We start from the raw sequence: 25,247 nt of genomic DNA on the forward strand, positions 1-25,247 counted from the left end.
CAAAGGGCGCCGCTGCGCGGCGCCCTTCTCGCTCAGGCGTCCACGAACGCATCCATCAGCAAGAAGGTGCCCGCCTGCCGCTGCCGGCTGTCGATCTGCGGCACCAGCCTCTGGAAATGCTCGGTGCGGCAATGCCGGTCCAAGGCCGCCCGGTCCGGCCAGGTTTCGATGAAGACGAAATGGCCTGGGTCTTTCTGATCGATGAACAACTCATAGCGGATGCAGTCCGGCTCTTGCCGCGTCTTCTCCACCAATTCGCGATACAGCGGCATCACCTCCGCCACGCGGTCCGGCTGGATGAAGTCCTGAGCGATCACTTTCAACATTCTCTTCCTCCCCTCATTGCGCGCTCTGGCACACACCGCCCCTGCTCCTCAAAAAAAACAGCGCGGACGGGGTTTCCCCCATCCGCGCCGGTACCGCTCATCCCTACCCGCGGCTAAGCGCGTCGTCGCCAGAAGTAGCAATAGACGTAACCCGGAAACGCGAAGACAAGGAATAACGACAAGGTCGTCACATAGAACTGCCAGTTTTGCGGCTGCACCGGCATCAACCGGCTTTCCAGCAGGTAGGCGAACCCGCCCACCAGCAGATACAGCGCCATCAGTTCCAGAAAGCGCCAGCCAAAATGCTTGTTGGCCACCTTCCACACCCCGCCCACTTTCTGGGTCAAGAACGGCAGATTGGCCGCCGCCAGGGCGATGATCAGCAAAGCGATGACGCTGGATTGCATGATATGGCGGCCTTAAATCACGGTGAGCGATTGACGCACGACTTGCAGGCACAACTCCAGCGCGCGTTCCGGCAGCAGGCCGATGAAGAGCAAGGCCAGCGCGTTCAGCGACAGCACCAGCTTCATATCGCCGCGTACCACGATATCGCTGCGGTCTTCGGCGTCGTCGAAGTACATGGTCTTCACCACGCGCAGGTAGTAGAACGCCCCGATCACCGACATCAGCACCGCGAAGATGGCCAGCTTGATCATGCCGATATCCACGATGGCCTTGATCACCGCGAACTTGGCGTAGAAGCCTACCAGCGGCGGAATGCCGGCCATGGAGAACATGGTCAGCAGCATCAGCAGCGCATACCAGCTGTTGCGGCTGTTCAGGCCCTTCAAATCGTCAACCTTCTCGCACTCGAAACCGGCGCGAGACAGCGCCAGCAACATGCCGAAGCTGACCAGAGACATCAGCACATAGCTCAGCGCGTAGAACAGCGCGGCCGAGTAGCCCACCTTGGTGCCCGCCAGCACGCCCAAGAGCAGGAAGCCCATGTGCGAGATCGTCGAGTAAGCCAGCATCCGTTTGATGTTGGTCTGCACGATGGCGGTGATGTTGCCGATCGCCATGGAGAGAGCGGACACGATCACCAGCATCAGTTGCCAGTCCGCCACCAACGCGTCCAGGCCCTGGGCCAGGATGCGCAGCGTGAAGACGAAGGCGGCCAGCTTGGGGGCCGCGCCCACCATCAGCGTCACCGAAGTCGGCGCGCCGTGGTAAACGTCCGGCACCCACATGTGGAACGGCACCGCGCCCAGCTTGAAGGACAGGCCGGCCACGATGAACACCAGGCCGAAGACCAACAGCACGTCGTTAGCCTTATGCGCGGCGATGGATTTGGCGACCGTCGCCAGTTCCAGCGAACCAGTGGCGCCGTAAATCATGGAAATGCCGTAGAGCAGCAGGCCGGAGGCCAGCGCGCCCAGCACGAAGTACTTCATCGCCGCTTCGGTGGCCTGCACGGAGTCGCGCTGCAGGGCGATCAGCGAGTACAGCGCCAGCGACAGCAGTTCCAGGCCCATGTACAGGGTCAGGAAGTGCGAAGCCGACACCATCAGGTTCATGCCCAGCAAGGCAAACAGCGCCAGCGAGAAATACTCGCCCTTGAACAACTGACGATCAGCGGTGTACTGCCGGCTGTAGATCAGCACGATGGCGGTGACCGCGTACATGGCCAGCTTGACCACGCCGCCCATCGGGTCCGCGACGAACATGCCGGAGAAGGTCACTACCGGCTGCGAGGTGAAAGTCATCACCTGCGCCACCGCCGCGCCCAACAGGGTCAGCAGGGTCAGGCCCAGGGTGATGCCGCGCTTTTCGTCCGAAACGAACAGGTCCGCCATCAGCACGAACAGGATCGCGCCGGCGAGGAACATCTCGGGAATCGCGGGTATCAGGTTGAGATCAGCCCAATTCATTGTTTCCATTCCTTCCGCGCTTACAGCTTGCTCTGCGAGACATGCAGAATCAGGTCATTGACCGACAGGTGCATTTTCTCGACAAAGGCTTGCGGGTACAGGCCCATGCCCAGCACCGCGATGGCCAGGATGGCCAGTACCAGGAACTCGCGCTTGTTGACGTCGGACAGCTCGGCCACATGGCTGTTGCCCACATCGCCGAAGATCACGCGCTTGTACATCCACAAGGTATAGGCCGCGCCGAAGATCAGCGTGGTGGCGGCCAGCGCCGCGTACCAGAAGTTCACCTGCACCGCGCCCATGATCACCATGAACTCACCGACGAAGCCGGAAGTGGCCGGCAGGCCGGAGTTGGCCATCGCGAACAACATCATGAAGGCGGCGAAAATCGGCATCTTGTTGGCCACGCCGCCGTAATCGGCGATGTTGCGGCTGTGCACGCGGTCGTACATCACGCCGATGCAGAAGAACATCGCGGCGGATACGAAGCCGTGGGACACCATCTGCACCAGCGCGCCTTCAACCGCCCACTGATTCAGTTCGGAACCGGTGAACAGAAACAGACCCAGGGTGACGAAACCCATGTGCGAGATGGAGGAATACGCCACCAGCTTCTTCATGTCGGACTGCACCAGCGCCACCAGGCCGATGTAGACCACCGCCACCAGCGACAGCGCCACCATCACGCCGGACAGCTCGCGCGCGGCGTCGGGCAGGATGGGCAGCACGAACCGCAGGAAGCCGTAGGCGCCGATCTTCAGCGTGATCGCGGCCAGCACCATGGAGCCGCCGGTCGGCGCTTCCACGTGGGCGTCCGGCAGCCAGGTGTGCACCGGCCACATCGGCACCTTCACCGCGAAGGACAGGAAGAAGGCGACGAACAGCAGGATCTGCACCGTCAGCGGGATCTTGGCGATATCGTGGAAAGCCTGAATGTCGAAGGACTTGCCAGCCTGGAAGTACAGGTAGATCAAGGCCACCAGCATCAGCAGCGAGCCCAGCAGGGTGTAAAGGAAGAACTTGATCGACGCGTACACGCGACGCGGGCCGCCCCAAACGCCGATGATCAGATACATCGGAATCAGCATGCCTTCGAAGAAGACATAGAACAAGATGGCGTCCAGCGCGGCGAAAGCGCCGTTGATCAGACCGGACATGATCAGGAAGGCGGCCATGTACTGCGACACGCGCTTCTGGATCACCTGCCAGCCGGCCACCACCACCAGCAAGGTGGTGAAGCTGTTGAGCACGATGAACAGCATCGAGATGCCGTCCACGCCCAGGTGGTAGTTGATGCCGAGGGACTCAATCCACGGCTTCATCTCGACGAACTGCATGCCGCCGCTGAGATTGTTGAATTCAGTGAACAGCGGCAGCGACAGCAGGAAGCCCGCCAGGGCTCCCGCCGCGGCCAGCCAGCGCGCCAGCGTGGCCCGCTGATCGCCCCCGGTTGCCAGCACCAGCAACCCGGCCGCTATCGGGGCCCAGATCACCAGAGTCAATAGATTTGTGAACATAGTCAAACCCAAGTTGTTATTCCAATCCCGGAGTCCGGGCTCAACGCCAGATCAGCGGCCAGAACCACATCGTCATCAGCGCCAGCACCCCGATAATCATCGCGGTGGCGTAGCTGTAGATGAAGCCGGTTTGCGCGCGGCGGATGAAGCCGGAGAACGTCGCCACCAGCTTGGCGGTGCCGTTCACTAACAGACCATCGATCAGCAACATGTCGCCCACCTTCCAGAAGAAGGTGCCCAGAGCGCGAGAGCCCTTGGCGAACACGGCGAAATAGATCTCGTCCAGGTAGTACTTGTTTTCCAGGACCTTGTTCACCAGGCTGAACTTCTGCTTGATGGCGGCCGGAATCTGCGGCGCCTTCATGTAGAAGAACCAGGCGGTGGCCACGCCGGCCAGCGCCAGCCAGAACGGCAGCGTGCTCAGCGAATGCACGCCCATGGCGGCGGCGCCGTGGAACTCGCGAGCGATCTCTTCCATCGCCGGATGCAGTTCGTGGTTGACGGTGATCACGCCCTTGAAGAAGTCGCCGTACAGCAGCGGCTCGATCGCGAAGTAACCCACCAGCACAGATGGAATCGCCAGCAGCACCAGCGGCAGAGTCACCACCCACGGGGACTCGTGCGGCTTGTCGTTCGGACCCAGGCCGTGATGATGGTCGTGGGACACTTCTTCCTCATCGCTGTCGCCGTGGTGCTCGTGATGCGAACCATGGTTCTGCATCCAGCGCTCCTTGCCGTGGAAGACCAGGAAATACATGCGGAAGGAGTAGAAAGCGGTCACGAACACGCCGGCGATCACCGCGAAGTAGGCGAAACCGGACGCGGACAGATTGGACGCGTGCACCGCCTCGATGATGGAGTCCTTGGAGTAGAAGCCGGAGAAGAACGGCGTGCCGATCAAGGCCAGCGACCCCAAGAGCGAAGTCAGCCAGGTGATGGGCATGTACTTGCGCAGGCCGCCCATATTGCGCATGTCCTGATCATGGTGCATGCCGATGATCACCGAGCCCGCCGCCAGGAACAGCAGCGCCTTGAAGAAGGCGTGGGTCATCACATGGAACATCGCCACCGAGTAAGCCGAGGCGCCCAGCGCCACGGTCATGTAACCCAGTTGCGACAGCGTGGAGTAAGCCACCACGCGCTTGATGTCGTTCTGGACGATGCCGAGGAAACCCATGAACAGCGCGGTGATGGAACCGGCGACCATGATCACGTTCAACGCGGTGTCGGACAGTTCAAACAGCGGGCTCATGCGCGACACCATGAAGATGCCGGCGGTCACCATCGTGGCCGCGTGGATCAGCGCCGAAATCGGGGTCGGACCTTCCATCGAGTCCGGCAGCCAGACGTGCAGCGGGAACTGCGCCGATTTGCCCATCGCGCCGATGAACAGCAGGATGCAGGTCACGCTCAGCAGCGACCATTCTGTGCCCGGAATCAGGCTGATGGTCTTGTTAGCCAGCGCCGGAGCGGCGGCGAACACATCGCTGTAGTTCAGCGAACCGCCGAAGTAGGCCAGCACCAGGCCGATGCCCAGCAAAAAGCCGAAGTCGCCGACGCGGTTGACCAGAAAGGCTTTCAGGTTGGCGTAGATCGCGGTCGGACGCTTGAACCAGAAGCCGATCAGCAGGTAGGACACCAAGCCCACCGCTTCCCAACCGAAGAACAGCTGGATGAAGTTGTTGCTCATCACCAGCATCAGCATCGAGAAGGTAAACAGCGAGATATAGCTGAAGAAACGCTGATAGCCCGGATCTTCCTGCATGTAGCCGATGGTGTAAATGTGCACCATCAGCGACACGCAGGTGACCACCACCAGCATCATCGCGGTCAGCGAGTCCACCAGGAAGCCCACCGAGAACTCGTAGCCTCCCACCGTCAGCCAGGTGTAAACCGGACCGTTGAACACTTCAGCCTGCCCGGTCAGGAAGGCGTGAAGCACCTTGAGCGACAGCGCGGCGGACAACGCCACGCCGGCTATCGTCACGACGTGCGAAGCGCGTCGGCCGATGGCCCATCCAAATAGGCCTGCAATGATGGAACCCGCCAACGGGGCGAGTGCAATCAGCAGGTATAAGCTCTTCATATCCATGCTTGTGTGCTTTGTGTAGGTTCCGGTTTGCCTTAGCCTTTGAGGCTGCCCAAGTCTTCAACGTTGATGGTGCGCAGATTGCGGAACAGCACCACCAGAATGGCGAGACCGATCGCGGCTTCGGCCGCAGCCACCGTCAGGATGAAGAATACGAAGATCTGGCCTGCCGTATCCGACAGGTAATGCGAGAACGCGATGAAATTGAAGTTCACCGCGAGCAGCATCAGCTCGATGGCCATCAGCAGCACGATCAGATTTTTCCGGTTCAGGAAAACGCCTAGCACGCCGATGGCAAACAGGATTGCGGCCAGCACCAGGAAGTGAGTCAGTGTCAGCACATTTCCTCCCTTATGTTGATTGGCCGTCAGGCCTGTTGCTTACCGGATTCGGCCTCGGAGGCCTCCTCCACCGTGGATTCTTCAGCAGGCTGTTCAGCCTGCATTTTCACCAGTCGCACGCGGTCCTTGCGTTTGACCTTGACCTGCAGGGCCGGATCGATCGCCTTGGTGTCCTTGCGGCTGCGCATGGTCAGGCCGATGGCGGCCACCATGGCCAGCAGCAGCACCACCGCCGCCACTTCGAAGGGCAGCAGATACGTGGTGTACAGCTGGCGACCCAGCACTTTGACGTTGCTGAAGTCGGCTGCCAGCGGCGCGGCGGCCTGGTAGGCGTCAAGCCTGGCGCTGGGGCTGGCCAGAATCATCGCCATTTCAAACACCATGATGATGCCGACGGCGGCGGCGACTGGAAGATTCTTCCAGAAACCCTCGCGCAGTTTCTCGATGTTGATGTCCAGCATCATCACCACAAACAGGAACAGCACCATCACCGCGCCCACATACACCACCACCAGGGTGATGGCCAGGAACTCGGCCTCCATCAGCAGCCAGAGACCGGCGCTGTTGAAGAAGGCCAGCACCAGGAACAGAGCGGCGTGAATCGGGTTCTTGGCCGTCACCACGCGGATGCCCGCGAACACCAGGATGGCGGACAGAACATAGAAGACAAACATTGTGAAGTTCATGACCCCCCCTTAGCGATACTTGGCATCGGCCGCCTTGCTGGCGGCGATCTCGGCTTCGTACTTGTCGCCGATCGCCAGCAGCATCGGCTTGGTGTAGTACAGATCGCCACGTTTTTCGCCGTGGTATTCGAAGATGTGGGTTTCCACGATGGCGTCCACCGGACAGGCTTCCTCGCAGAAGCCGCAGAAGATGCACTTGGTCAGATCAATGTCGTAGCGCGAGGTGCGGCGGGTGCCGTCGTCGCGCTGTTCGGACTCGATGCTGATCGCCATCGCCGGGCACACCGCCTCGCACAGTTTGCAGGCGATGCAGCGCTCTTCGCCGTTGGCGTAGCGGCGCTGAGCGTGCAGGCCGCGGAAGCGCGGCGAAATCGGCGTCTTCTCTTCGGGGAACTGAACCGTGATCTTGCGGGCGAAGAAATAGCGGCCAGTGACCATCAGGCCCTTGACCAGCTCCACCAGCAGGAAGGTCTTGAAAAAGTTTCGGATCGAATTCATCTTTTCACCTATCCCCGTCTCAGTGCCACAAGGACAGCGGGGTCATCATCCAGACGCCCACCACCAGGATCCACACCAGGGTCACCGGGATGAACACCTTCCAGCCCAGACGCATGATCTGGTCATAGCGATAACGCGGGAAGGTGGCGCGGAACCACAGGAAGCAGAACAGCACCATGGCCACTTTAAGCGCCAGCCAGAAGAAACCGCCCGCGCCCAGAATGCCCCAGGACGCCGGGAACGGCGACAGCCAGCCGCCTAGGAACAGCAGCGCGGTCAGCGCGGCGACCAGGATCATGTTGGCGTATTCGGCCAGGAAGAAGATGGCGAAGGCCATGCCCGAGTACTCCACGTGGAAACCAGCCACGATCTCGGATTCGCCCTCTGCCACGTCGAACGGCGCGCGGTTGGTTTCGGCCACGCCGGAAATCAGGTAGACCACGAACAGCGGGAACAGCGGCAGCCAGTTCCACGACAACACGGAACCGCCGGCCATGCCCTGCCCTTGCTGCTGGACGATCTCCACCAGGTTCAGGCTGCTGGACACCATCAGCACGCCGATCAGCGCGAAGCCCATCGCCAGTTCGTAGGACACGATCTGGGCGGCGGAACGCATGGCGCCGAGGAAGGAGTACTTGGAGTTGCCCGCCCAGCCGGCGATGATCACGCCGTACACGCCCATCGAGGTCAGCGCCAGGATGTAGAGCAGCGAGGCGTTGACGTTGGCCAGCACCAGCTTGTCGGTGAACGGAATCACCGCCCAGGCCGCCAGCGCCGGAGCGATGGACAGCACCGGCGCCAGCAAGAACAGGCCCTTGCTGGAGTTGGTGGGCAGGATGATTTCCTTCATCAGCAGCTTGACCGCGTCGGCGATCGGCTGCAGCAGGCCCAGCGGGCCTACCCGGTTGGGGCCGATGCGGATCTGCATGAAGCCGATGACCTTGCGCTCGGCATAGGTCAGGTAGGCGACGCACAGCAGCATCGGCAATACGATGGCGATGATCTTCAACAGGGTCCAAACCACGAGCCCCGCGTCAGTGCCAAGAATACCTTGCAAGAACTCCATGCTTTACCCCTGGGTGATCTCGATAGCGTCGAACATGCCGCCCAGCGCCAGCGTGGCCGCGTGAGCGGTGGCGATGCGGACCGTATCCTGCGGCAGGCTGTCGTCGGCGACGATGCGCACGCGCGCCTGGCCGGAACCCTGGCTCAGCAATGCGGTGCTGTCGACGGCGATGCCCAGCTTCTGCAGCAGGCCGCTGTGGGCGGAAGCCACCGGCTCCGCCGCGTCGCGGGTCTGTTGCAGCGACTCGGCGCGACGGCAGACCGCGTCGGCCTGATACAACGGCACTTCGCCGATGCGGCTCAGACCGGCGGCCGCGGCGGCCGCGACGTTCAGCTGGCTCAGCGCGTTGTTCAGACGCGCGGCGATGTCGCCCTTGGCCAGCAGCTCGGCGCGCACTTCCTCGGCGCTGTTGAAGTCGAAGCCGGGCAGATTCAGCATATTGCCCAGTACGCGCAGCACTTTCCAGGCCGGGCGGGCTTCGCCCAGCGGACGCACCACGCCGTTGAACGGCTGCAGCTTGCCTTCCATATTGACGAAGGAGCCAGCGGTTTCGGAGAACGGCGCGATCGGCAGCAGCACATCGGCGTAATCCAGCAAGCCCTGGCCCTTGAACGCGGTCAACGCGATCACGGTGGAGGCCTGCTTCATCGCGGCGACGGCGGCCTGCGGGTTGTAGCTGTCGAACTCGACTTCGGTGTTCAGCAGCACGTAAGCCTTCTTCGGCTGCGCGATCATCGCGGCGGCGTTGGCGCCCGCGCCTTGCGGCAGCGCGCCCACCAGTTCCGCGCCCACGCTGTTGGCGGCCTCGGACAGCACGCCGAAGCTGGCGCCGCTCAGGCGCGCAATCTCCTGCGCCACGGACAGCAGTTGGCTGAACGCCGGATGATGCTGAGCCACATTGCCCAGCGCCACGGCGGCGGTTTCCGCGCCGCTCAGGCTTTCGGCGATGCGGCGCGCCTCGGCGGAGACTTCCACCGAGGACAGATCAATGGCGGTTTCGCCGCCCTTGATCTCCGCCACGGCCTTCAGCACCTGGGCGAAGCCGTTGACCAGCGCCAGCGGCGACACGATCAGCTTGGCGTTGATCTTGATCAGCAGGTCGTCGTCGGCGACGTGGATAATGTTAAGCTCGCTGCCTTTCTTGGCCGCGGAGCGCAGACGCGAGGTCAGCAGCGGCTGTTCCTTGCGCAGCGTGGAGCCCACCACCAACACCGATTTGGCAGCGGCCAGATCGGAAATGCTGGAGCCCAGCCATTCCGCGCCCTGTTTGGCCGCGTCGGCAGCGAAGTCGCTGCGGCGCAGGCGGTAATCAATGCTTTCCACGCCGAAGGCGCGCGCCAGCTTCTGCGCCAGATGCAATTCTTCAGTGGTGGAGTGCGGGCTGCTCAGGAAACCGATGGCGTCCTTGCCGTGATCGGCGGACACGCCGTTCAGGCCCTTGACCACGTAGTTGAGCGCGGTTTCCCAATCCGTTTCGTGCCACTTGCCGTCGAACTTGATCATCGGCTGCTTCAGACGCTCGGCCGAGTTCAAGCCCTCGTAGGAGAAGCGGTCGCGGTCGGCGATCCAGCACTCGTTGATGGCTTCGTTTTCCAGCGGCAGCACGCGCATCACTTCATTGCTCTTGACCTGAACGATCAGGTTGGAGCCCAGGCCGTCGTGCGGGCTGACCGATTTGCGGCGCGACAGCTCCCAAGCGCGGGTGCTGTAGCGGAATGGCTTGGAGGTCAGCGCGCCCACCGGGCACAGATCAATGACGTTGCCGGAGATTTCCGAATCCACGGTCTTGCCGAGGAAGGGCAGAATCTCGGAAAACTCGCCGCGATGGGCCATGCCGATTTCCTGGAAGCCGCCGACTTCCTCGGTAAAGCGCACGCAGCGTGTGCAGTGAATGCAACGCGACATTTCTTCCGCCGAGACCAGCGGCCCCATGTCCTTGCCCACCACCACGCGCTTTTCTTCCTGGTAGCGCGAGGAGGAGTTGCCGTAGCCCACGGCCAGATCCTGCAGCTGGCATTCGCCGCCTTGGTCGCAGATCGGGCAATCCAGCGGGTGGTTGATCAGCAGGAATTCCATCACGCCGGCCTGAGCCTTCTTGGCCATGTCGGAGTGGGTATGGACCTTCATGCCGTCGGTCACCGGGGTAGCGCAAGCCGGCAGCGGCTTGGGCGCCTTTTCCACTTCCACCAGGCACATGCGGCAGTTGGCCGCGATGGACAGCTTCTTGTGGTAGCAGAAGTGCGGAATGTACGTGCCCACCGAGTGGGCCGCTTCCATGACGGTGCTGCCTTGCGGGACCGTCAGTTTTTTTCCGTCGATTTCGATTTCAAGCATCGCTCAACACCATTTGTGGTCCACCAAGGTCTTTCCGTGTTCGATCGCGTACTCGAACTCGTGACGGAAATGCTTGGTGAAACTGCGAACCGGGAACACGGCGGCGTCGGCCAGCGCACAGATAGTGCGGCCCGCCATGTTATTGCCCACGGAATCCAGAAGCTCCAGATCGCCCGGACGGCCCTGACCGTTGGCGATGCGGTGGATCACGCGGTACAGCCAACCGGTGCCTTCTCGGCACGGCGTGCACTGGCCGCAGGATTCTTCGTGGTAGAAGTAGGCCAGACGCTCCAGCGCCTTGATCATGCACACCTCTTCATTCATCACGATGACAGCGCCGGAACCCAGCATCGAGCCGGCTTTGGCAATGCTGTCGTAGTCCATCGTGCATTGCATCATGACGTCGGCGGGCAAGATGGGCGCGGACGAACCGCCCGGGATCACCGCTTTAAGCTTCTTGCCGTCGCGCATGCCGCCGGCCATTTCCAGCAGTTCGGAGAACGGCGTGCCCAGCGGGATCTCGTAGTTGCCCGGACGATTCACATGGCCGGAAACCGAGAACAATTTGGTGCCGCCGTTGTTCGGCTTGCCCTTCTCCAGGAACGGCTGCGCGCCGTCGCGGATGATGAAGGGCACCGAGGCGAACGATTCGGTGTTGTTAATGGTGGTCGGCTTGCCGTACAAGCCGAAGCTGGCCGGGAACGGCGGCTTGAAGCGCGGTTGGCCCTTCTTGCCTTCCAACGATTCCAGCAACGCGGTTTCCTCGCCGCAGATGTAGGCGCCGTAGCCATGATGGGCGAACAGGTCGAAGTTGAAACCGGAGCCCAGAATATTCTGCCCCAGCAAACCCGCCTTGCGCGCTTCATCCAGCGCTTCTTCGAAGCGCTCGTATTCAGCGAAGATTTCACCGTGGATGTAGTTGTAGCCGGCCTTGGTGCCCATCGCGTAACCGGCGATGATCATGCCTTCAATCAGCGAATGCGGATTGAAGCGCAGGATGTCGCGGTCCTTGAAAGTGCCCGGCTCGCCCTCGTCGGTATTGCAGACGACGTATTTGTCGCCCGGGAACGAACGCGGCATGAAGCTCCATTTCAGGCCGGTGGGGAAACCCGCGCCGCCGCGGCCGCGCAGGCCGGAGTTCTTCACTTCGGCGATCACGTCTTCCTGGGCCATCTTGCTGTCCAGGATGCGGCGCAGCGCCTGGTAGCCACCGCGCGCCTCGTAGGCGCTCAGTTGCCAGCAATGGGGATCGGAAGTGTCGACGCCATCGAAAATCACGCCATTGACGAAGATTGCCATTATTTCAGCTCCGCCAGTTTCTTATCGATTGCTTCGGGCGTCATGAAGCTGCACATCTTGTGGTTGTTGACCAGCAAGACCGGCGCGTCGCCACAGGCCCCCATGCACTCCCCCTCCAGCAAGGTGTACTTGCCGTCCGCGCTGGTCTCGCCGATGGCGATGCCCAACTTTTTGGAGATGTACTCAGCAGCGTTGACGCCGCCAGACAAGGCACAGGGCAGGTTGGTGCAGACCGTGATCTTGTACTGCCCAACCGGCTTCATGTCGTACATATTGTAGAAGGTAGCGACTTCGTACGCGGCTACCGGCGGAATCTGCAGGTAGTTGGCGACGAATTCGATCACCTCGGTATTCAGGCAACGCTCCTCCGGAGCGGAGCCCGCTTCGCGACGTTCAGTCAGCGCGATGCGCAAGGCGCCCATCACCGCGGACCGTTTCTGGTCGGCAGGATATTTGGCGACTTCGCGATCGATTTTGGCTAGCGATTCAGCGGACAGCATCAGCGGTCAATCTCCCCAAACACGATATCCTGCGTACCGATGATGGCCACCACGTCGGCGATCATATGGCCCTTGGCCATCTCGTCCAGCGCCGCCAGGTGGGCGTAGCCGGGCGCGCGAATCTTCATGCGGTACGGCTTGTTGGCGCCGTCGGACACCAGATAGACGCCGAACTCGCCTTTCGGGTGCTCGGTGCCCACATAGGCCTCGCCCTCCGGCACGTGCATGCCTTCGGTAAACAGTTTGAAGTGGTGGATCAGGTCTTCCATATTGGCCTTCATGCCTTCGCGCGAAGGCGGCGCCACTTTATGGTTGTCGGTGATCACCGGGCCCGGATTCTTGCGCAGCCATTCCACGCACTGGCGGATGATGCGGTTGGACTGGCGCATCTCTTCGATGCGCACCAGGTAGCGGTCGTAGCAATCGCCGTTGACGCCCACCGGAATATCGAAGTCCAGCTTGGCATACACATCGTAGGGCTGCTTCTTGCGCAAATCCCAGGCAATGCCGGAGCCGCGCAGCATCGGACCGGTCAGGCCCAGGTTCAGCGCGCGCTCGGGCGACACCACGCCGATGCCGACGGTGCGCTGTTTCCAGATGCGGTTGTCGGTCAGCAGGGTTTCGTATTCGTCGACATAGGTCGGAAAACGCTTGGTGAAATCGTCGATGAAGTCCAGCAGCGAACCCTGGCGGCCTTCGTTCAGGCGGGCCAGTTCGCGGGCGTTCTTGATCTTGGAGACGGTGTACTGCGGCATGCTGTCCGGCAGATCGCGATATACGCCGCCGGGACGGAAGTAGGCCGCGTGCAGACGCGCGCCCGACACCGCTTCGTAGCAATCCATCAGGTCTTCGCGTTCGCGGAAGGCGTACAGGAATACGGTCATCGCGCCGATGTCGAGGCCGTGCGCGCCAATCCACAGCAAGTGGTTCAGCAGGCGGGTGATCTCGGCGAACATCACGCGGATGTATTGCGCGCGCTCAGGCACTTCGATGCCCAGCAGCTTCTCGATGGACAAGCAGTAAGCGTGCTCGTTGCACATCATGGACACGTAGTCGAGACGATCCATGTAAGGCAGCGACTGAATGAAGGTCTTGCTCTCGGCCAGCTTCTCGGTGCCGCGATGCAGCAGGCCGATGTGCGGGTCCGCCCGCTGGACCACTTCGCCGTCCAGCTCCAGCACCAGACGCAACACGCCGTGAGCGGCCGGGTGTTGCGGGCCGAAGTTGAGGGTGTAGTTACGGATTTCAGCCACCGTAGTTCTCCTCGCGAATGATGCGCGGCGTGATTTCGCGCGGCTCAATGGTCACCGGCTGATAGATCACGCGCTGTTGTGTCGGGTCGTAACGCATTTCCACGTGACCGGACAGCGGGAAGTCCTTGCGGAATGGATGGCCGACGAAGCCGTAGTCGGTCAGGATGCGGCGCAGGTCCGGGTGGCCGTCGAAAACGATGCCGAACAGGTCGAACGCCTCGCGCTCGAACCAGTTGACGCCGCTCCAGACGCCGACGACCGAGGCGACCACCGGGAAGGCGTCGTCTTCGGCGAACACGCGCAGGCGGATGCGCTGATTGTGCTTGATCGACAGAAGATGGTAGACAACGGCGAAGCGCGGACCGTCCCATACCTCGTCGCGGTAGGCGCTGTAGTCCACGCCGCACAAATCGATGCATTGCTCAAAAGACAGGTCGGCGTGATCGCGCAGCGTTGTCGCCACGGCGATCAGATCCGCCGCCTTGCATACAATGGTCAGCTCTTCCAGAGCCAGCGTGCTTTGCACGAGCTTGTCGCCCAGCGCCTGCTGCACAGCCGACCCTAACGCTTCCATTTTCTTGGAGGCCATAAGTTTCTACCTTAGCGGGCGATGGTGTTGGTGCGTTTGATCTTGTTCTGCAGCTGAATAATGCCGTACAGCAAGGCCTCTGCAGTTGGCGGACAGCCGGGCACGTAGACGTCGACCGGCACAATGCGGTCGCAGCCTCGCACGACTGAATAGGAATAATGATAATAGCCGCCGCCGTTGGCACAGGACCCCATCGAGATCACCCAGCGCGGTTCGGCCATCTGGTCGTAAACCTTGCGCAAGGCCGGAGCCATCTTGTTGCACAGCGTGCCGGCCACGATCATCAGATCGGACTGGCGCGGACTGGGACGGAACACGATGCCGAAACGGTCGAGGTCGTAACGCGCCGCGCCGGCGTGCATCATCTCCACCGCGCAACAGGCCAGACCAAAGGTCATCGGCCACAGCGAACCGGTTCGGGTGTAATTGATGAGCTTGTCAGCCGTTGTGGTGACAAACCCCTTCTCCAGAATACCTTCTACTCCCATTCCAGAGCTCCTTTTTTCCACATGTAGACGAAGCCCAGGGTCAACACGCCCAGGAACTCCACCATGACGCCCAGACCATAGGTCCCCAACTCCTTCAACACCACCGCCCACGGCAGCAGGAAGGCGACCTCAAGGTCGAACAGGATGAAGAGGATGGCTATCAGATAATAGCGGACGTCAAACTTCATGCGAGCGTCTTCGAAAGCCTCGAAGCCGCACTCATACGGAGACAGTTTCTCAGGATCGGGACGATTGGGAGCCAGCAGTTTGCCCAATAAAATAGGGCCTACGCCGACCAACAGTCCGACCATGACAAACAGCAGAATGGGAAAGTAATTTTGCAGCATTTCCCGTACACCCCCACGAAATAAAGGGGGTTACCCCCCTTTTGGCTCCAAATAAAACAGGCCACCGGAGTCCCGGTGGCCTGTTTTTGAATGGTGGTGCCGACAGTGAGACTCGAACTCACACAGCTTTCGCCACTACCCCCTCAAGATAGCGTGTCTACCAATTTCACCATGTCGGCACAGCAAGCTTTAATTGTTACTCCGGTATTTTCGATGCCGTACCCGAAGCTTTATCGCTAGGCACACCGGCCGGGATTTGCGGTGCAACCTGTTCAACCTTGGCCCCCATTACGCCCAAATCGCTTTTTCCGCCCCCAGACAGAAAAACCAGAGCAAGGGAAGTCGAGAAGAACACGGCCGCTGCAACAGCGGTTGTTCTACTCAAGAAATTCGCAGAACCAGACGCGCCGAACAAGCTACCGGAAGAGCCTCCGCCGAAAGCCGCCCCCATGTCCGCGCCTTTGCCGTGCTGCATCAAAACCAGCACGATAATAGTCCCTGCAGACAGGAGATTTACGATCCAAATAAGCGTCTTAATAAGTTCCATACTATATCAATTTTCCTGCGGCTTGGCAAATTGCCCTGAATGAACCGGCGTCCAGAGATGCCCCTCCAACAAGGGCTCCGTCGACATTTTCAGTCGCCAGAATCGCTTCGGCATTCTCTGCCTTGACACTGCCGCCGTAGAGGACGCGAATATTATCGGAGGCCTTGACGTTTTGCAAGCACCAATTTTTGATCGCGCCGTGGATTTCGGCGATTTGCGCCAGCGTCGCCACCTTGCCGGTGCCGATCGCCCAGACCGGTTCATAAGCCACAACGTATTCACCATGGTCTATCTCGGACAGAAGCGCAAGCTGATCTCTAATCACCTCCAGCTGACGGCCGGCCTCCCGCTCTTCCAGCGTTTCGCCCACGCACAGCACCGGCACCAGGCCGGCGGCGATGGCGTTCCGCATCTTTCGCAACAAAGCGGCGTTGCTCTCGCCGAAATACTGGCGGCGCTCTGAATGGCCCACCAGAGTGTAGCCGCAGCCGATGTCGGCCAGCATAGCGGCGCTGGTTTCGCCGGTGAAGGCGCCGTCTTGATCGAAGGCGCTGACGTCCTGCGCGCACAAACGAAGCGGCTGGCCGCGCAGCCGCTCGGCCAGGCCGGCCAGGTAGACCGCCGGCGCGGCCACGCCCACCCAATCGCGGTTGCTCGTCTCATCCGCCAACAGCGCCTGCAGCAGCGTCTGCGCGCTATCGGCGCGGGTATTCATCTTCCAGTTGCCAATCACCAGCTTGCCGGCCATGTCCGCCTCCCGCGATTCTTGAATATCCGCCGATTATATCCGCAGCCGCCTTGTTGGCTCAAACCGACATCCGGCTGACATTGATTGTCCGCAAACGAAGCCGTTTCCACGACTTGTAATATTCCTGAAAAATTTCCGTCTTAGCATGCGCCCATTACCACGCACCTCATCCATTCTCAGGAGTAGGCATGAAACAGTCTGTTCGTCTGGCCGCATCGTTTGTTCTCGGTTCCGTCTGCCTGTCCGGCGCGGCCGTGGCCGCCGACATCACCGGCGCGGGCGCCACCTTCCCGTACCCGCTGTACGCCAAATGGGCCGCCGCCTACAAAGCCGGCACCAACAACAATCTGAACTACCAGTCCATCGGCTCCGGCGGCGGCATCAAGCAAATCCAGTCCAAGACCGTGGATTTCGGCGCGTCCGACATGCCGCTGAAGCCGGAAGAGCTGGAAAAATCCGGCCTGACCCAATTTCCCACCGTGATCGGCGGCGTGGTGCCGGTGTTGAACGTGCCCGGCATCACTCCGGGACAGGTGAAGTTCACCGGCCCGCTGCTGGCGGACATCTACTTGGGCAAAGTCGCCAAGTGGAACGACCCGGCCATCGCCAAACTGAACCCCGGCGTCAAACTGCCGGACCTGCGCATCTCCGTGGTGCGTCGCTCCGACGGCTCCGGCACCACCTTCATCTTCACCAACTACCTGTCCAAGGTCTCTCCGGACTGGGCCAAGGAAGTGGGTTCCAACACCGCGGTCAGCTGGAAAGGCAACCCGGTGGGCGGCAAGGGCAATGAGGGCGTGGCCAACTACGTGACCCGCATCAAGGGCGCGATCGGCTACGTGGAATACGCCTACGCCAAACAGAACAAGCTGGCCTTTGGCCTGATGCAAAACCAGGCAGGCAGCTTCGTCAAGCCGGACGAGTCCAGCTTCAAGGCCGCCGCCGCCAACGCCGACTGGAAAAAAGCGCCGGGCTTCTACCTGCTGCTGACCAACCAGCCGGGCAAGGACAGCTGGCCTATCGCCGGCGCCACCTTCATCCTGATGCACAAGAAACAGGACAAGCCGGCGCAAGGCGGCGAGGTGTTGAAGTTCTTCGACTGGGCTTACAAGCACGGCGACAAGACCGCGCTGGATCTGGACTACATCCCGATGCCGGACGCGATCAAGGGCGTGATTCGCGCCAGTTGGAAGCAGATTGCCGACAACGGCGGCAAATCGGTGTGGAACTGAGCCGCATATAATGCACGCAGGCCGGGGAAGGCTTCCCCGGCTTTTTGTCTGATAAATGAGCATGCATATGCAAAAGTTGAGTCACTCGCAGCAAATCAAAACCCAGCTGCTGCTGGACAATCTGTTCCGCTGGGTCACCCGGTTTTTCGCCTTTCTGGTACTGGCCTTGCTGGTGGGCATCCTGATTTCGCTATTGATCGGCGCGCTGCCCAGCATTCACGCCTTCGGCTTCAAGTTTCTGGTCACCAGCGACTGGGACCCGGTCAATGAGCAGTTTGGCGCGCTGGTGCCCATTTTCGGCACCCTGGCCACCTCTTTCATCGCCCTGCTGATCGGCGTGCCGGTCAGCTTCGGCATCGCCTTGTTCCTGACCGAGCTGTGTCCCACCTGGCTGAAGCGGCCGCTGGGCATCGCGGTGGAACTGCTGGCCGGCATTCCGTCCATCATCTACGGCATGTGGGGCCTGTTCGTGTTCGCGCCGATCTTCGCCGACCACGTGCAGCCGCTATTGACCGATACCCTGGGCAACATCCCGCTGCTGGGCGCCTTGTTCCAGGGCGCGCCGATGGGCATAGGCATTTTCACCGCCGGCCTGATCCTGGCCATCATGATCATTCCCTTCATCGCCTCGGTGATGCGAGATGTGTTCGAAGTGGTGCCGGTGATGCTGAAGGAGTCCGCCTACGGCCTGGGCTCCACTACTTGGGAAGTGGTGCGCTACGTGGTGCTGCCCTACACCAAGACCGGCGTGGTCGGCGGCATCATGCTGGGCCTGGGCCGCGCGCTGGGCGAGACCATGGCGGTGACCTTCGTCATTGGCAACTCCACCCGCTTCGCCGCCGGTCTGTTCGAACCGGGCAACTCCATCGCCTCCTCGCTGGCCAATGAATTCGCCGAAGCCAACGGCGAGCTGTATCTCTCCTCCCTGATTCAACTGGGCCTGATTCTGTTCTTCATCACCTTCGTGGTGCTGGCGTGTTCTAAACTGCTGTTGCTGCGCCTGAAGAAACAGGAAGGCCGCCCTTCCTGAGCATGAGAGACGCTAACCGCATGAGCCAAACCGTTATGACTTCCGCCCTGCGCCCGCCCCAGTCCGCCATCGCCGCAAAAGCCGACAGCAGCGTCTATCGCCGCCGCCGGCTGGTGAACCGCTTCAATATGGGCGCCTCCATGTTCACCATGGCCTTCGGTCTGTTCTGGCTGTTCTGGATTCTGAGCACCCTCTTGCAGCATGGCCTGTCCGGGCTCAACTGGGAGGTGTTCACGTCCAGCACCCCGCCGCCAGGCAGCACCGGCGGCCTGGCCAACGCCATTTACGGCAGCCTGATGATGACCGGCTTCGGCACCTTGTTCGGCACGCCCATCGGCATCCTGGCCGGCATCTACCTGGCCGAGTTCGGCCAGCGCGGCTGGCTGGCGCCGGCCACCCGCTTCATCAACGACATCCTGCTGTCCGCGCCGTCCATCGTCATCGGCCTGTTCATCTACGAGGTCTACGTGGTGTCGGTCGGCCATTTCTCCGGCTGGGCCGGCTCCTTCGCGCTGGCCATCCTGGTGATTCCGGTGGTGGTGCGCACCACCGAGAACATGCTGCGCCTGGTGCCGGGCAGCCTGCGCGAAGCCGCGTCGGCGCTGGGCGCGCCGCAGTGGAAGGTGACGCTTCACGTCACCCTGCGCTCGGCCAAGGCCGGCGTGCTGACCGGCATCCTGCTGGCGGTGGCGCGCATTTCCGGCGAAACCGCGCCGCTGCTGTTCACCGCGCTGAACAACCAGTTCTTCAACAGCAATATGAACCAGCCGATGGCCAACCTGCCCATCGTGATCTTCCAGTTCGCGATGAGCCCGTACGAAGACTGGCACAAACTGGCCTGGGCCGGCTCCCTCTTGATCACCTTCAGCGTGCTGACGCTGAACATCGTTGCCCGCTGGATGGGCAGCCAGAAAAACCAATCGCATTAAGGCTTGCAGACCATGGCTGAAATCCACTCCAAGCTTCAGGTCAAGAATCTGAACTTCTTTTACGGTAATTTCCACGCGCTGAAGAACATCCAGCTGGAAATCGCCTCGCGCAAGGTCACCGCCTTCATCGGCCCGTCCGGCTGCGGCAAGTCCACGCTGCTGCGCACCTTCAACCGCATGTACGAGCTCTACCCCGGCCTGCGTGCCGAGGGCGACATCCTGCTGGACGGCCACAACGTCCTGGGCCGCGACGTGGACGTCAACCTGCTGCGCGCCAAGGTGGGCATGGTGTTCCAGAAGCCCACCCCGTTCCCGATGTCCATCTACGACAACATCACCTTCGGCGTGAAGCTCTACGAAAAACTGTCCAAGGGCGAGATGGAGGACCGGGTGGAATGGGCGCTGCGCAAGGCCGCGCTGTGGGACGAGGTCAAGGACAAGCTCAAGCAGTCCGGCAACTCGCTGTCCGGCGGCCAGCAGCAGCGGCTGTGCATCGCGCGCGCGGTGGCGTCCAAGCCGGAAGTGCTGCTGCTGGACGAGCCCACTTCGGCGCTGGACCCGATTTCCACCGCCCACATCGAAGAGCTGATCCATGAGCTCAAAGAGGACTACACCATCGCCATCGTCACCCACAATATGCAGCAGGCGGCGCGGGTGTCGGACTACACCGCCTATATGTATCTGGGCGAGTTGATCGAGTTCGGCGACACCGACTCCATCTTCACCACCCCGCAGAAGAAGGCCACCGAAGACTACATCACCGGCAAGTTCGGCTGATTCCGCCTCGGTTAGCAGACCGCCGTCATGACCGTTCCGGGCATGGCGGCTTTTGGCGTTCGCTCGGACGTAAACCGCCATGACGGCGGCAAAAAACCGCCTAAATCAGCCGGCCTCCCAGATCGGTCTGTCAAGGCGATTCCACGCGCTTTGCCGGCAAATGCGACACCATTTATTTTTTTTTTATAAGTACTTGACGGCATTGGCCTTGGACACAACAATCCCGCCTTTACGATACTGTGTGCACATTTCACCATGTTGGACCTGTTTTCCGGGCTTGAAACCCACGTCGCCATCACCCTGGTGCTTTCCCTGGGCTTCGTGCTCGCCTTTGAGTTCATCAACGGCTTCCATGACACTGCCAACGCGGTGGCTACCGTTATCTATACCCAGTCGATGAAACCGCGTCTCGCGGTGTTCTACTCCGGTATATTCAACTTCCTCGGCGTAATCACCGGCGGCCTCGCTGTCGCCTACGCCATCGTGCACCTGTTGCCTGTGGACCTGCTGATCTCGATCAACACCACCCGCGGCATGGCCATGGTGTTCGCGCTGCTGACCGCCGCCATCACCTGGAACCTGGGCACTTGGTACTTCGGTCTGCCCGCCTCCAGCAGCCACACGCTGATCGGCGCCATTCTGGGCGTGGGCGTGGCCAACAGTCTGATCCACGGTACTTCGCTGTCCCACGGCATCAACTGGAGCAAGGCCATCGACGTCGGCGCCTCTCTGCTGGCCTCGCCCGTGGTGGGCGCCCTGCTCGCCGCGCTGATTGTCATCCTGCTGCGGCGCTACCGGCCTCACAGCAATGTGCACAAGACCCCCTACCAACGCCAACAGGTGGAAGGCCGCAAACATCCGCCGTTCTGGACCCGCTTCATGCTGATCGTGTCGTCCATGGGCGTCAGCTTCGCCCACGGCTCCAACGACGGCCAGAAAGGCGTGGGCCTGATCATGCTGGTGCTGATCGGCATCGTGCCGGCCAAGTTCGTTCTGGATCTGGACAGCACGCCTTACCAGCTGGACCGCACCCGCGACGCCGCCATTCACTTGCAGAAGTTCTACGAGCGTCATCAAATCGAGCTGAACAAGATCATCGTCCCGTCCAAGGGCACCAGCCAGTACGAATGCCACCCGCTGGAAACCAGCGACACCGTCAAGCGCCTGCTGAGCACCATGGGCGACGGCGGCGACTACCATGCGCTGAGCTCCGAACAGCGCTGGAACGTGCGCACCGAACTGCTGTGTCTGGACGACGCCGCCAAGAAAGCGTCCGCGCTGCCCAAGCTGTCCGCCGACGACAAGCAGATGCTGCAGAACCTGCGCAAGGATCTGACCACCACCACCGAATACGCTCCCACCTGGGTGATCGTCGCCGTGGCGCTGTCCCTCGGCGTCGGCACCATGGTCGGCTGGCGCCGCGTGGTGAAAACCGTGGGCGAAGGCATAGGCAAGAAGGACATGACTTACGCTCAGGGCGTATCCGCGCAAATGACCGCCGCCATCTCCATCGGCCTCGCCAGCCAGTTCGGCTTCCCGGTGTCCACTACCCAGGTGCTGTCCAGCGCCGTGGCCGGCACCATGGTGGCGGACAAGGCCGGCTTGCAGATGTCCACGATCCGCTCGATCGCGCTGGCCTGGTTGTTCACGCTGCCGGTGTCGATGTTGCTGGCGGGCGGGCTGTACTACGTGGCCTCGCTCTGGCTGTAATCAAGTCCGGTCACGGTCTTTCAGCCTCTGTTTAAGGCTGCCGGAAAAAAACAAAGCCACCGCATCACGGTGGCTTTTTCTTTTGGCATTTCCTCCCGAAAAGTTTTCGATTGACCTGGGTCAAGCTTTAAGCCGGGACTGCTTGTGCCAATATTTTATAAATTGCTAATATTTGCTCGCTTCATCATGGTTTCTCCTTTGTTGTTTGCAGCAATCCCTTTGCGCCTCAGCCCCCCAGCCGAGGCGCTTTTTTTTGCCCTCTCCATGAAGCGTTCAAGCCTTGAGAAACTGCTCCCGTCCCGCCAGCCAACGGTCCAAATGCGCATCCACCGCCTGCGGGTGGCGCTCCAGCAGCAAGGGCGCCAGCTCGCGCGCCGCCTCCAGCAACTCCAGATCTTCCTCCAGATTGGCGAAGCGCAGCATGGGCAGGCCGCTCTGGCGCGCGCCCAGCAGTTCGCCGGGGCCGCGAATCAGCAAATCCTGCCGCGCGATCTCGAAACCATCAACATTCTCGTAAATCACTTTCAAGCGCGCCTTGGCCAAGTCGGATAGCGGATTGTCAAACATCAACACGCAGACGCTACGCGCGCTGCCGCGCCCCACCCGGCCGCGCAGCTGGTGCAGCTGGGCCAGGCCCATGCGCTCGGCGTGCTCTATCACCATCAGGCTGGCGTTGGGCACATCCACGCCCACCTCGATCACCGTGGTGGCCACCAGCACTTGCAGCTCGTTGCGGGCGAAGGCCGCCATCACCGCCGCCTTTTCGTCCGCCTTCATCCGGCCGTGCACCAGGCCCACGCCCAAATGCGGCAGATCGGCGGTCAGTTGCTGGTGGGTGTCCACCGCGGTCTGCAATTGCAGGGTTTCCGACTCTTCGATCAGCGGACACACCCAATAGGCCTGTTGCCCGTCGGCGCAGGTCTTGGCCACGTGGGCGATGATTTCCTCGCGGCGCGCGCTATTGATCAGCTTGGTGACGATGGGCGTGCGCCCCGGCGGCAGTTCGTCTATCACCGACACGTCGAGGTCGGCGTAGAAGCTCATCGCCAGCGTGCGCGGAATCGGCGTCGCCGACATCATCAGCTGATGCGGCTCGCCGCCCTTCTCTTTCAGCGCCAGCCGCTGGCCCACGCCGAAGCGATGCTGTTCATCGACGATGACCAGGCCCAGGCGCTCAAAGGCCACCTCGTCCTGGAACAGCGCGTGAGTACCCACCGCCAGCCTCGTTTCGCCGCTGGCGATGGCCGCCATCGCCTCCTGTTTCTGCTTCTTGCGCAGGCTGCCGGCCAGCCAGCGCACGGGAATGCCCAAGGGCTCCAGCCAGGCGGACAGTTTGAGGAAGTGCTGCTCGGCCAGAATCTCGGTCGGCGCCATCAGCGCCACCTGGTAGCCGGATTCGATCGCGGTCAAGGCCGCCAGGGCCGCAACGATGGTCTTGCCGCTGCCCACGTCGCCTTGCAACAGCCGGTGCATCGGGTGCGGCTGAGTCAGGTCGGCGCGGACTTCCGCCAAGGCGCGTTGCTGCGCGCCGGTCAACGAGAACGGCAAGCGCTCGACCAGCGCTCGGCTCAACGTGCCGTCGCCGCGCAGCGGCGGCGCGCGGCCCAGCCGTCGCGCGCGATAGGCCAGCCGCATCGACAGCTGCTGCGCCAGCAATTCGTCGAACTTGAGCCGCTGCCAGGCCGGCAGGCCCGGATCGGCCAATTGGCCGGCGCTATAGTCCGGCGTAGGCAGGTGCAGCAGGCGGATCGCCTCGGCGAACGGCGTCAGCCGCAACGGCGCGGCCAGTTCCTCCGGCAGCGTCTCGCCCAAGGGCTGGCTGTCCAGCTCGGCGTGAATCAGCTTGCGCAGCGCCGGTTGGGTCAGGCCGCTGACCGTGGGATAGATCGGAGTCAGGCTGTCCGCCAGCGGCGCGCCGTTGCCCACTTCGCGGATCTTGGGATGCACCATCTCGTCGCCGGCGAAGCCGCGACGGATCTCGCCCAGCGCGCGCACCCGGTTGCCGGTGGTGAATTGCTTGACCTGATTGGGGTAGAAATGAATGAAGCGCAGCACCAGGCTGCCGCTGGCGTCCTCGATGCGCGCCACTAGCTGGCGGCGCGGCCGGAACTGGATTTCATGGGCGATCACCTCGCCCTCCACCAGCACCGCCTGGCCGTACGGCGCGTCGGCGATGGCGTACAGATGGGTCTCGTCCTCATAGCGCAGCGGCAGATGCAGGACTAGATCGAAACGGCGACGTATGCCCAGCTTTTCCAGCTTCTTGGCCAGTGCCGGCGCTACGGCCGGCGGCTGATTGGCGGGGTCGATTAGGGAGCTCATCAGCAGCGATTGTACCCAATAAAGAAAAAGGCGGAAGCTGTTCGCGCTCCCGCCTGGCTCATTCTCGCCGCGCCGCGCCGCGGCGCTTGCGCTTACTGACGCTCCCACACCTGGGAACGGAAGAAGGGGCCGATGTAGCCGCGCACGCGCAGCTTCTTGCCGTCTTCGATCAGTTTGGCGCCGGAGGTGTAGATCTTGCCGGACTTGGGATCCAGGATTTTGCCGCTGCCCCACTCGGCGCCGTCTTTCTTCAGACCCCACAGGATTTGCATGCCGTTGACCGGCTTGCCCTTGCGGTCGCCTTCGCATTTGTCGCACACCGCCTCCGGGTTGGCGAACAGCTTGATGATCTTGCCGTTCAGTTCCCCGCCGGCGCTTTCCGTGATCTGCACCAGGGCCTTGGCCTGCTTGGTTTCGTCGTCTATCGTCTTCCAGACGCCGGCGGCGCTGTCGGCCAGCGCCATATGGCTGAACAGGCCCAACACGGACGCCAGGCAGGCGGCTTTGGCGAATTTGCTCATCTTGATTTCCTCGCGAGTCGAACCGAGAGGCCGCGCCGCGAACGGGCGGCCGCAGCGGCCTTTTAATTATCAGAACGCCGCCCCGGAACAGCCGGCACGCCGAAAAGAAACGTTGGTTTGGAGCAGCGGCTCTAGGATGCCAACAGCCAATGCCGCCGTCAAGAATGGAAACGGACAGCGATGAAACTCACAAAGATATCTCGCCGCGCCCTACCCTCTGCACC

25 protein-coding genes and 1 tRNA gene are annotated in these 25,247 nt (G+C 61.7%); 5 read left to right on the forward strand and 21 right to left on the reverse strand.

The features are described 5' to 3' along the window. Positions 1–32: 32 nt before the first annotated feature. The 19 genes from HA052_RS14070 to tpiA form a co-directional block, all read right to left on the reverse strand. Positions 33–326 (reverse strand): putative quinol monooxygenase, encoded by a 294-nt coding sequence (locus HA052_RS14070; RefSeq protein WP_166452372.1) that lies wholly within the window; start codon positions 324–326, stop codon positions 33–35. A 113-nt stretch (positions 327–439) separates the two neighbouring features. Beyond that, on the reverse strand, positions 440–733 hold the full coding sequence (locus HA052_RS14075; RefSeq protein ID WP_081545410.1) for a DUF2818 family protein: 294 nt from the start codon (positions 731–733) through the stop codon (positions 440–442). Between the two features lie 12 nt (positions 734–745). Further along, positions 746–2,200, reverse strand: a complete 1,455-nt coding sequence (gene nuoN, locus HA052_RS14080) for an NADH-quinone oxidoreductase subunit NuoN (protein ID WP_081545411.1) — start codon at positions 2,198–2,200, stop codon at positions 746–748. A 20-nt stretch (positions 2,201–2,220) separates the two neighbouring features. Further along, positions 2,221–3,717 carry an NADH-quinone oxidoreductase subunit M gene (locus tag HA052_RS14085; RefSeq protein WP_166452373.1) on the reverse strand — a complete coding sequence of 499 codons (1,497 nt, stop codon included), beginning with the start codon at positions 3,715–3,717 and terminating at the stop codon, positions 2,221–2,223. A 40-nt stretch (positions 3,718–3,757) separates the two neighbouring features. Next, positions 3,758–5,809 carry an NADH-quinone oxidoreductase subunit L gene (gene nuoL, locus HA052_RS14090; protein WP_166452374.1) on the reverse strand — a complete coding sequence of 684 codons (2,052 nt, stop codon included), beginning with the start codon at positions 5,807–5,809 and terminating at the stop codon, positions 3,758–3,760. 32 nt (positions 5,810–5,841) lie between these two features. Then, complete coding sequence (gene nuoK, locus HA052_RS14095) at positions 5,842–6,147, reverse strand: NADH-quinone oxidoreductase subunit NuoK (protein ID WP_019102195.1); 306 nt, start codon at positions 6,145–6,147, stop codon at positions 5,842–5,844. A gap of 26 nt (positions 6,148–6,173) precedes the next feature. Next, on the reverse strand, positions 6,174–6,833 hold the full coding sequence (locus tag HA052_RS14100; RefSeq protein ID WP_081545414.1) for an NADH-quinone oxidoreductase subunit J: 660 nt from the start codon (positions 6,831–6,833) through the stop codon (positions 6,174–6,176). A 9-nt stretch (positions 6,834–6,842) separates the two neighbouring features. After that, positions 6,843–7,322: an NADH-quinone oxidoreductase subunit NuoI gene (gene nuoI / locus HA052_RS14105; protein ID WP_217806208.1), complete on the reverse strand. Its 480-nt coding sequence runs from the start codon at positions 7,320–7,322 to the stop codon at positions 6,843–6,845. Positions 7,323–7,350: 28 nt separating this feature from the next. Beyond that, positions 7,351–8,397, reverse strand: coding sequence for an NADH-quinone oxidoreductase subunit NuoH (gene nuoH, locus HA052_RS14110; protein ID WP_048413406.1), 1,047 nt, complete (start codon positions 8,395–8,397; stop codon positions 7,351–7,353). 3 nt (positions 8,398–8,400) lie between these two features. Continuing rightward, entirely contained in the window at positions 8,401–10,731 is a 2,331-nt protein-coding gene (gene nuoG, locus HA052_RS14115) for an NADH-quinone oxidoreductase subunit NuoG (RefSeq protein WP_166452375.1), read from the reverse strand. A 3-nt stretch (positions 10,732–10,734) separates the two neighbouring features. Continuing rightward, entirely contained in the window at positions 10,735–12,030 is a 1,296-nt protein-coding gene (nuoF, locus tag HA052_RS14120; protein ID WP_166452376.1) for an NADH-quinone oxidoreductase subunit NuoF, read from the reverse strand. Then, positions 12,030–12,530, reverse strand: coding sequence for an NADH-quinone oxidoreductase subunit NuoE (gene nuoE, locus HA052_RS14125; protein ID WP_019103468.1), 501 nt, complete (start codon positions 12,528–12,530; stop codon positions 12,030–12,032). The genes nuoF and nuoE overlap by 1 nt, the downstream gene beginning before the upstream one ends. Then, positions 12,530–13,783, reverse strand: a complete 1,254-nt coding sequence (locus tag HA052_RS14130; protein WP_081545418.1) for an NADH-quinone oxidoreductase subunit D — start codon at positions 13,781–13,783, stop codon at positions 12,530–12,532. The genes nuoE and HA052_RS14130 overlap by 1 nt, the downstream gene beginning before the upstream one ends. Next, positions 13,776–14,372, reverse strand: a complete 597-nt coding sequence (locus HA052_RS14135) for an NADH-quinone oxidoreductase subunit C (protein ID WP_081545419.1) — start codon at positions 14,370–14,372, stop codon at positions 13,776–13,778. Before HA052_RS14135 ends, HA052_RS14130 begins: the two co-directional genes overlap by 8 nt. 11 nt (positions 14,373–14,383) lie before the next feature. Beyond that, positions 14,384–14,860 (reverse strand): NuoB/complex I 20 kDa subunit family protein, encoded by a 477-nt coding sequence (locus HA052_RS14140; RefSeq protein ID WP_019103471.1) that lies wholly within the window; start codon positions 14,858–14,860, stop codon positions 14,384–14,386. Beyond that, positions 14,851–15,207 (reverse strand): NADH-quinone oxidoreductase subunit A, encoded by a 357-nt coding sequence (locus HA052_RS14145; RefSeq protein WP_019103472.1) that lies wholly within the window; start codon positions 15,205–15,207, stop codon positions 14,851–14,853. The genes HA052_RS14140 and HA052_RS14145 overlap by 10 nt, the downstream gene beginning before the upstream one ends. A gap of 94 nt (positions 15,208–15,301) precedes the next feature. After that, positions 15,302–15,386 (reverse strand) — tRNA-Leu (locus tag HA052_RS14150). Positions 15,387–15,403: 17 nt separating this feature from the next. Further along, the gene (gene secG, locus HA052_RS14155) at positions 15,404–15,754 is read right to left on the reverse strand and encodes a preprotein translocase subunit SecG (protein WP_081545420.1); all 351 of its coding nucleotides are present in this window, start codon (positions 15,752–15,754) and stop codon (positions 15,404–15,406) included. 1 nt (position 15,755) lies between these two features. Further along, positions 15,756–16,502: a triose-phosphate isomerase gene (gene tpiA / locus HA052_RS14160; RefSeq protein ID WP_166452377.1), complete on the reverse strand. Its 747-nt coding sequence runs from the start codon at positions 16,500–16,502 to the stop codon at positions 15,756–15,758. A 188-nt stretch (positions 16,503–16,690) separates the two neighbouring features. Here tpiA and pstS point away from each other — a divergent pair, with 188 nt between their 5' ends. From pstS to HA052_RS14185, 5 genes are all read left to right on the forward strand, one after another. After that, positions 16,691–17,734 carry a phosphate ABC transporter substrate-binding protein PstS gene (gene pstS / locus HA052_RS14165; protein ID WP_166452378.1) on the forward strand — a complete coding sequence of 348 codons (1,044 nt, stop codon included), beginning with the start codon at positions 16,691–16,693 and terminating at the stop codon, positions 17,732–17,734. 67 nt (positions 17,735–17,801) lie between these two features. Beyond that, complete coding sequence (gene pstC, locus HA052_RS14170; RefSeq protein ID WP_081545423.1) at positions 17,802–18,764, forward strand: phosphate ABC transporter permease subunit PstC; 963 nt, start codon at positions 17,802–17,804, stop codon at positions 18,762–18,764. 35 nt (positions 18,765–18,799) lie between these two features. Then, complete coding sequence (gene pstA / locus HA052_RS14175) at positions 18,800–19,693, forward strand: phosphate ABC transporter permease PstA (RefSeq protein WP_240937369.1); 894 nt, start codon at positions 18,800–18,802, stop codon at positions 19,691–19,693. Between the two features lie 12 nt (positions 19,694–19,705). Then, entirely contained in the window at positions 19,706–20,470 is a 765-nt protein-coding gene (pstB, locus tag HA052_RS14180) for a phosphate ABC transporter ATP-binding protein PstB (RefSeq protein ID WP_043590752.1), read from the forward strand. Between the two features lie 255 nt (positions 20,471–20,725). Continuing rightward, positions 20,726–22,180, forward strand: coding sequence for an inorganic phosphate transporter (locus tag HA052_RS14185; protein ID WP_081545425.1), 1,455 nt, complete (start codon positions 20,726–20,728; stop codon positions 22,178–22,180). A gap of 273 nt (positions 22,181–22,453) precedes the next feature. Here HA052_RS14185 and recG read toward each other — a convergent pair whose 3' ends face one another. Further along, positions 22,454–24,502 carry an ATP-dependent DNA helicase RecG gene (recG, locus tag HA052_RS14190; RefSeq protein ID WP_166452379.1) on the reverse strand — a complete coding sequence of 683 codons (2,049 nt, stop codon included), beginning with the start codon at positions 24,500–24,502 and terminating at the stop codon, positions 22,454–22,456. Positions 24,503–24,594: 92 nt separating this feature from the next. Beyond that, positions 24,595–25,023, reverse strand: coding sequence for a DUF2147 domain-containing protein (locus HA052_RS14195; RefSeq protein ID WP_081545427.1), 429 nt, complete (start codon positions 25,021–25,023; stop codon positions 24,595–24,597). Positions 25,024–25,247: the final 224 nt, after the last annotated feature.

Source organism: Chromobacterium fluminis, assembly GCF_011602385.1.
Classification (GTDB): Bacteria; Pseudomonadota; Gammaproteobacteria; order Burkholderiales; family Chromobacteriaceae; genus Chromobacterium; species Chromobacterium fluminis.

What these genes read in the sequence shown, in the direction of transcription:
- HA052_RS14070 (WP_166452372.1), bottom strand. Translation starts at nt 326, where the DNA reads ATGTTGAAAGTGATCGCTCAGGACTTCATCCAGCCGGACCGCGTGGCG.
- HA052_RS14075 (WP_081545410.1), bottom strand. Translation starts at nt 733, where the DNA reads ATGCAATCCAGCGTCATCGCTTTGCTGATCATCGCCCTGGCGGCGGCC.
- nuoN (WP_081545411.1), bottom strand. Translation starts at nt 2,200, where the DNA reads ATGAATTGGGCTGATCTCAACCTGATACCCGCGATTCCCGAGATGTTC.
- HA052_RS14085 (WP_166452373.1), bottom strand. Translation starts at nt 3,717, where the DNA reads ATGTTCACAAATCTATTGACTCTGGTGATCTGGGCCCCGATAGCGGCC.
- nuoL (WP_166452374.1), bottom strand. Translation starts at nt 5,809, where the DNA reads ATGGATATGAAGAGCTTATACCTGCTGATTGCACTCGCCCCGTTGGCG.
- HA052_RS14100 (WP_081545414.1), bottom strand. Translation starts at nt 6,833, where the DNA reads ATGAACTTCACAATGTTTGTCTTCTATGTTCTGTCCGCCATCCTGGTG.
- nuoH (WP_048413406.1), bottom strand. Translation starts at nt 8,397, where the DNA reads ATGGAGTTCTTGCAAGGTATTCTTGGCACTGACGCGGGGCTCGTGGTT.
- nuoG (WP_166452375.1), bottom strand. Translation starts at nt 10,731, where the DNA reads ATGCTTGAAATCGAAATCGACGGAAAAAAACTGACGGTCCCGCAAGGC.
- nuoF (WP_166452376.1), bottom strand. Translation starts at nt 12,030, where the DNA reads ATGGCAATCTTCGTCAATGGCGTGATTTTCGATGGCGTCGACACTTCC.
- nuoE (WP_019103468.1), bottom strand. Translation starts at nt 12,530, where the DNA reads ATGCTGTCCGCTGAATCGCTAGCCAAAATCGATCGCGAAGTCGCCAAA.
- HA052_RS14135 (WP_081545419.1), bottom strand. Translation starts at nt 14,372, where the DNA reads ATGGCCTCCAAGAAAATGGAAGCGTTAGGGTCGGCTGTGCAGCAGGCG.
- HA052_RS14140 (WP_019103471.1), bottom strand. Translation starts at nt 14,860, where the DNA reads ATGGGAGTAGAAGGTATTCTGGAGAAGGGGTTTGTCACCACAACGGCT.
- HA052_RS14145 (WP_019103472.1), bottom strand. Translation starts at nt 15,207, where the DNA reads ATGCTGCAAAATTACTTTCCCATTCTGCTGTTTGTCATGGTCGGACTG.
- secG (WP_081545420.1), bottom strand. Translation starts at nt 15,754, where the DNA reads ATGGAACTTATTAAGACGCTTATTTGGATCGTAAATCTCCTGTCTGCA.
- tpiA (WP_166452377.1), bottom strand. Translation starts at nt 16,502, where the DNA reads ATGGCCGGCAAGCTGGTGATTGGCAACTGGAAGATGAATACCCGCGCC.
- pstS (WP_166452378.1), top strand. Translation starts at nt 16,691, where the DNA reads ATGAAACAGTCTGTTCGTCTGGCCGCATCGTTTGTTCTCGGTTCCGTC.
- pstC (WP_081545423.1), top strand. Translation starts at nt 17,802, where the DNA reads ATGCAAAAGTTGAGTCACTCGCAGCAAATCAAAACCCAGCTGCTGCTG.
- pstA (WP_240937369.1), top strand. Translation starts at nt 18,800, where the DNA reads ATGACTTCCGCCCTGCGCCCGCCCCAGTCCGCCATCGCCGCAAAAGCC.
- pstB (WP_043590752.1), top strand. Translation starts at nt 19,706, where the DNA reads ATGGCTGAAATCCACTCCAAGCTTCAGGTCAAGAATCTGAACTTCTTT.
- HA052_RS14185 (WP_081545425.1), top strand. Translation starts at nt 20,726, where the DNA reads ATGTTGGACCTGTTTTCCGGGCTTGAAACCCACGTCGCCATCACCCTG.
- recG (WP_166452379.1), bottom strand. Translation starts at nt 24,502, where the DNA reads ATGAGCTCCCTAATCGACCCCGCCAATCAGCCGCCGGCCGTAGCGCCG.
- HA052_RS14195 (WP_081545427.1), bottom strand. Translation starts at nt 25,023, where the DNA reads ATGAGCAAATTCGCCAAAGCCGCCTGCCTGGCGTCCGTGTTGGGCCTG.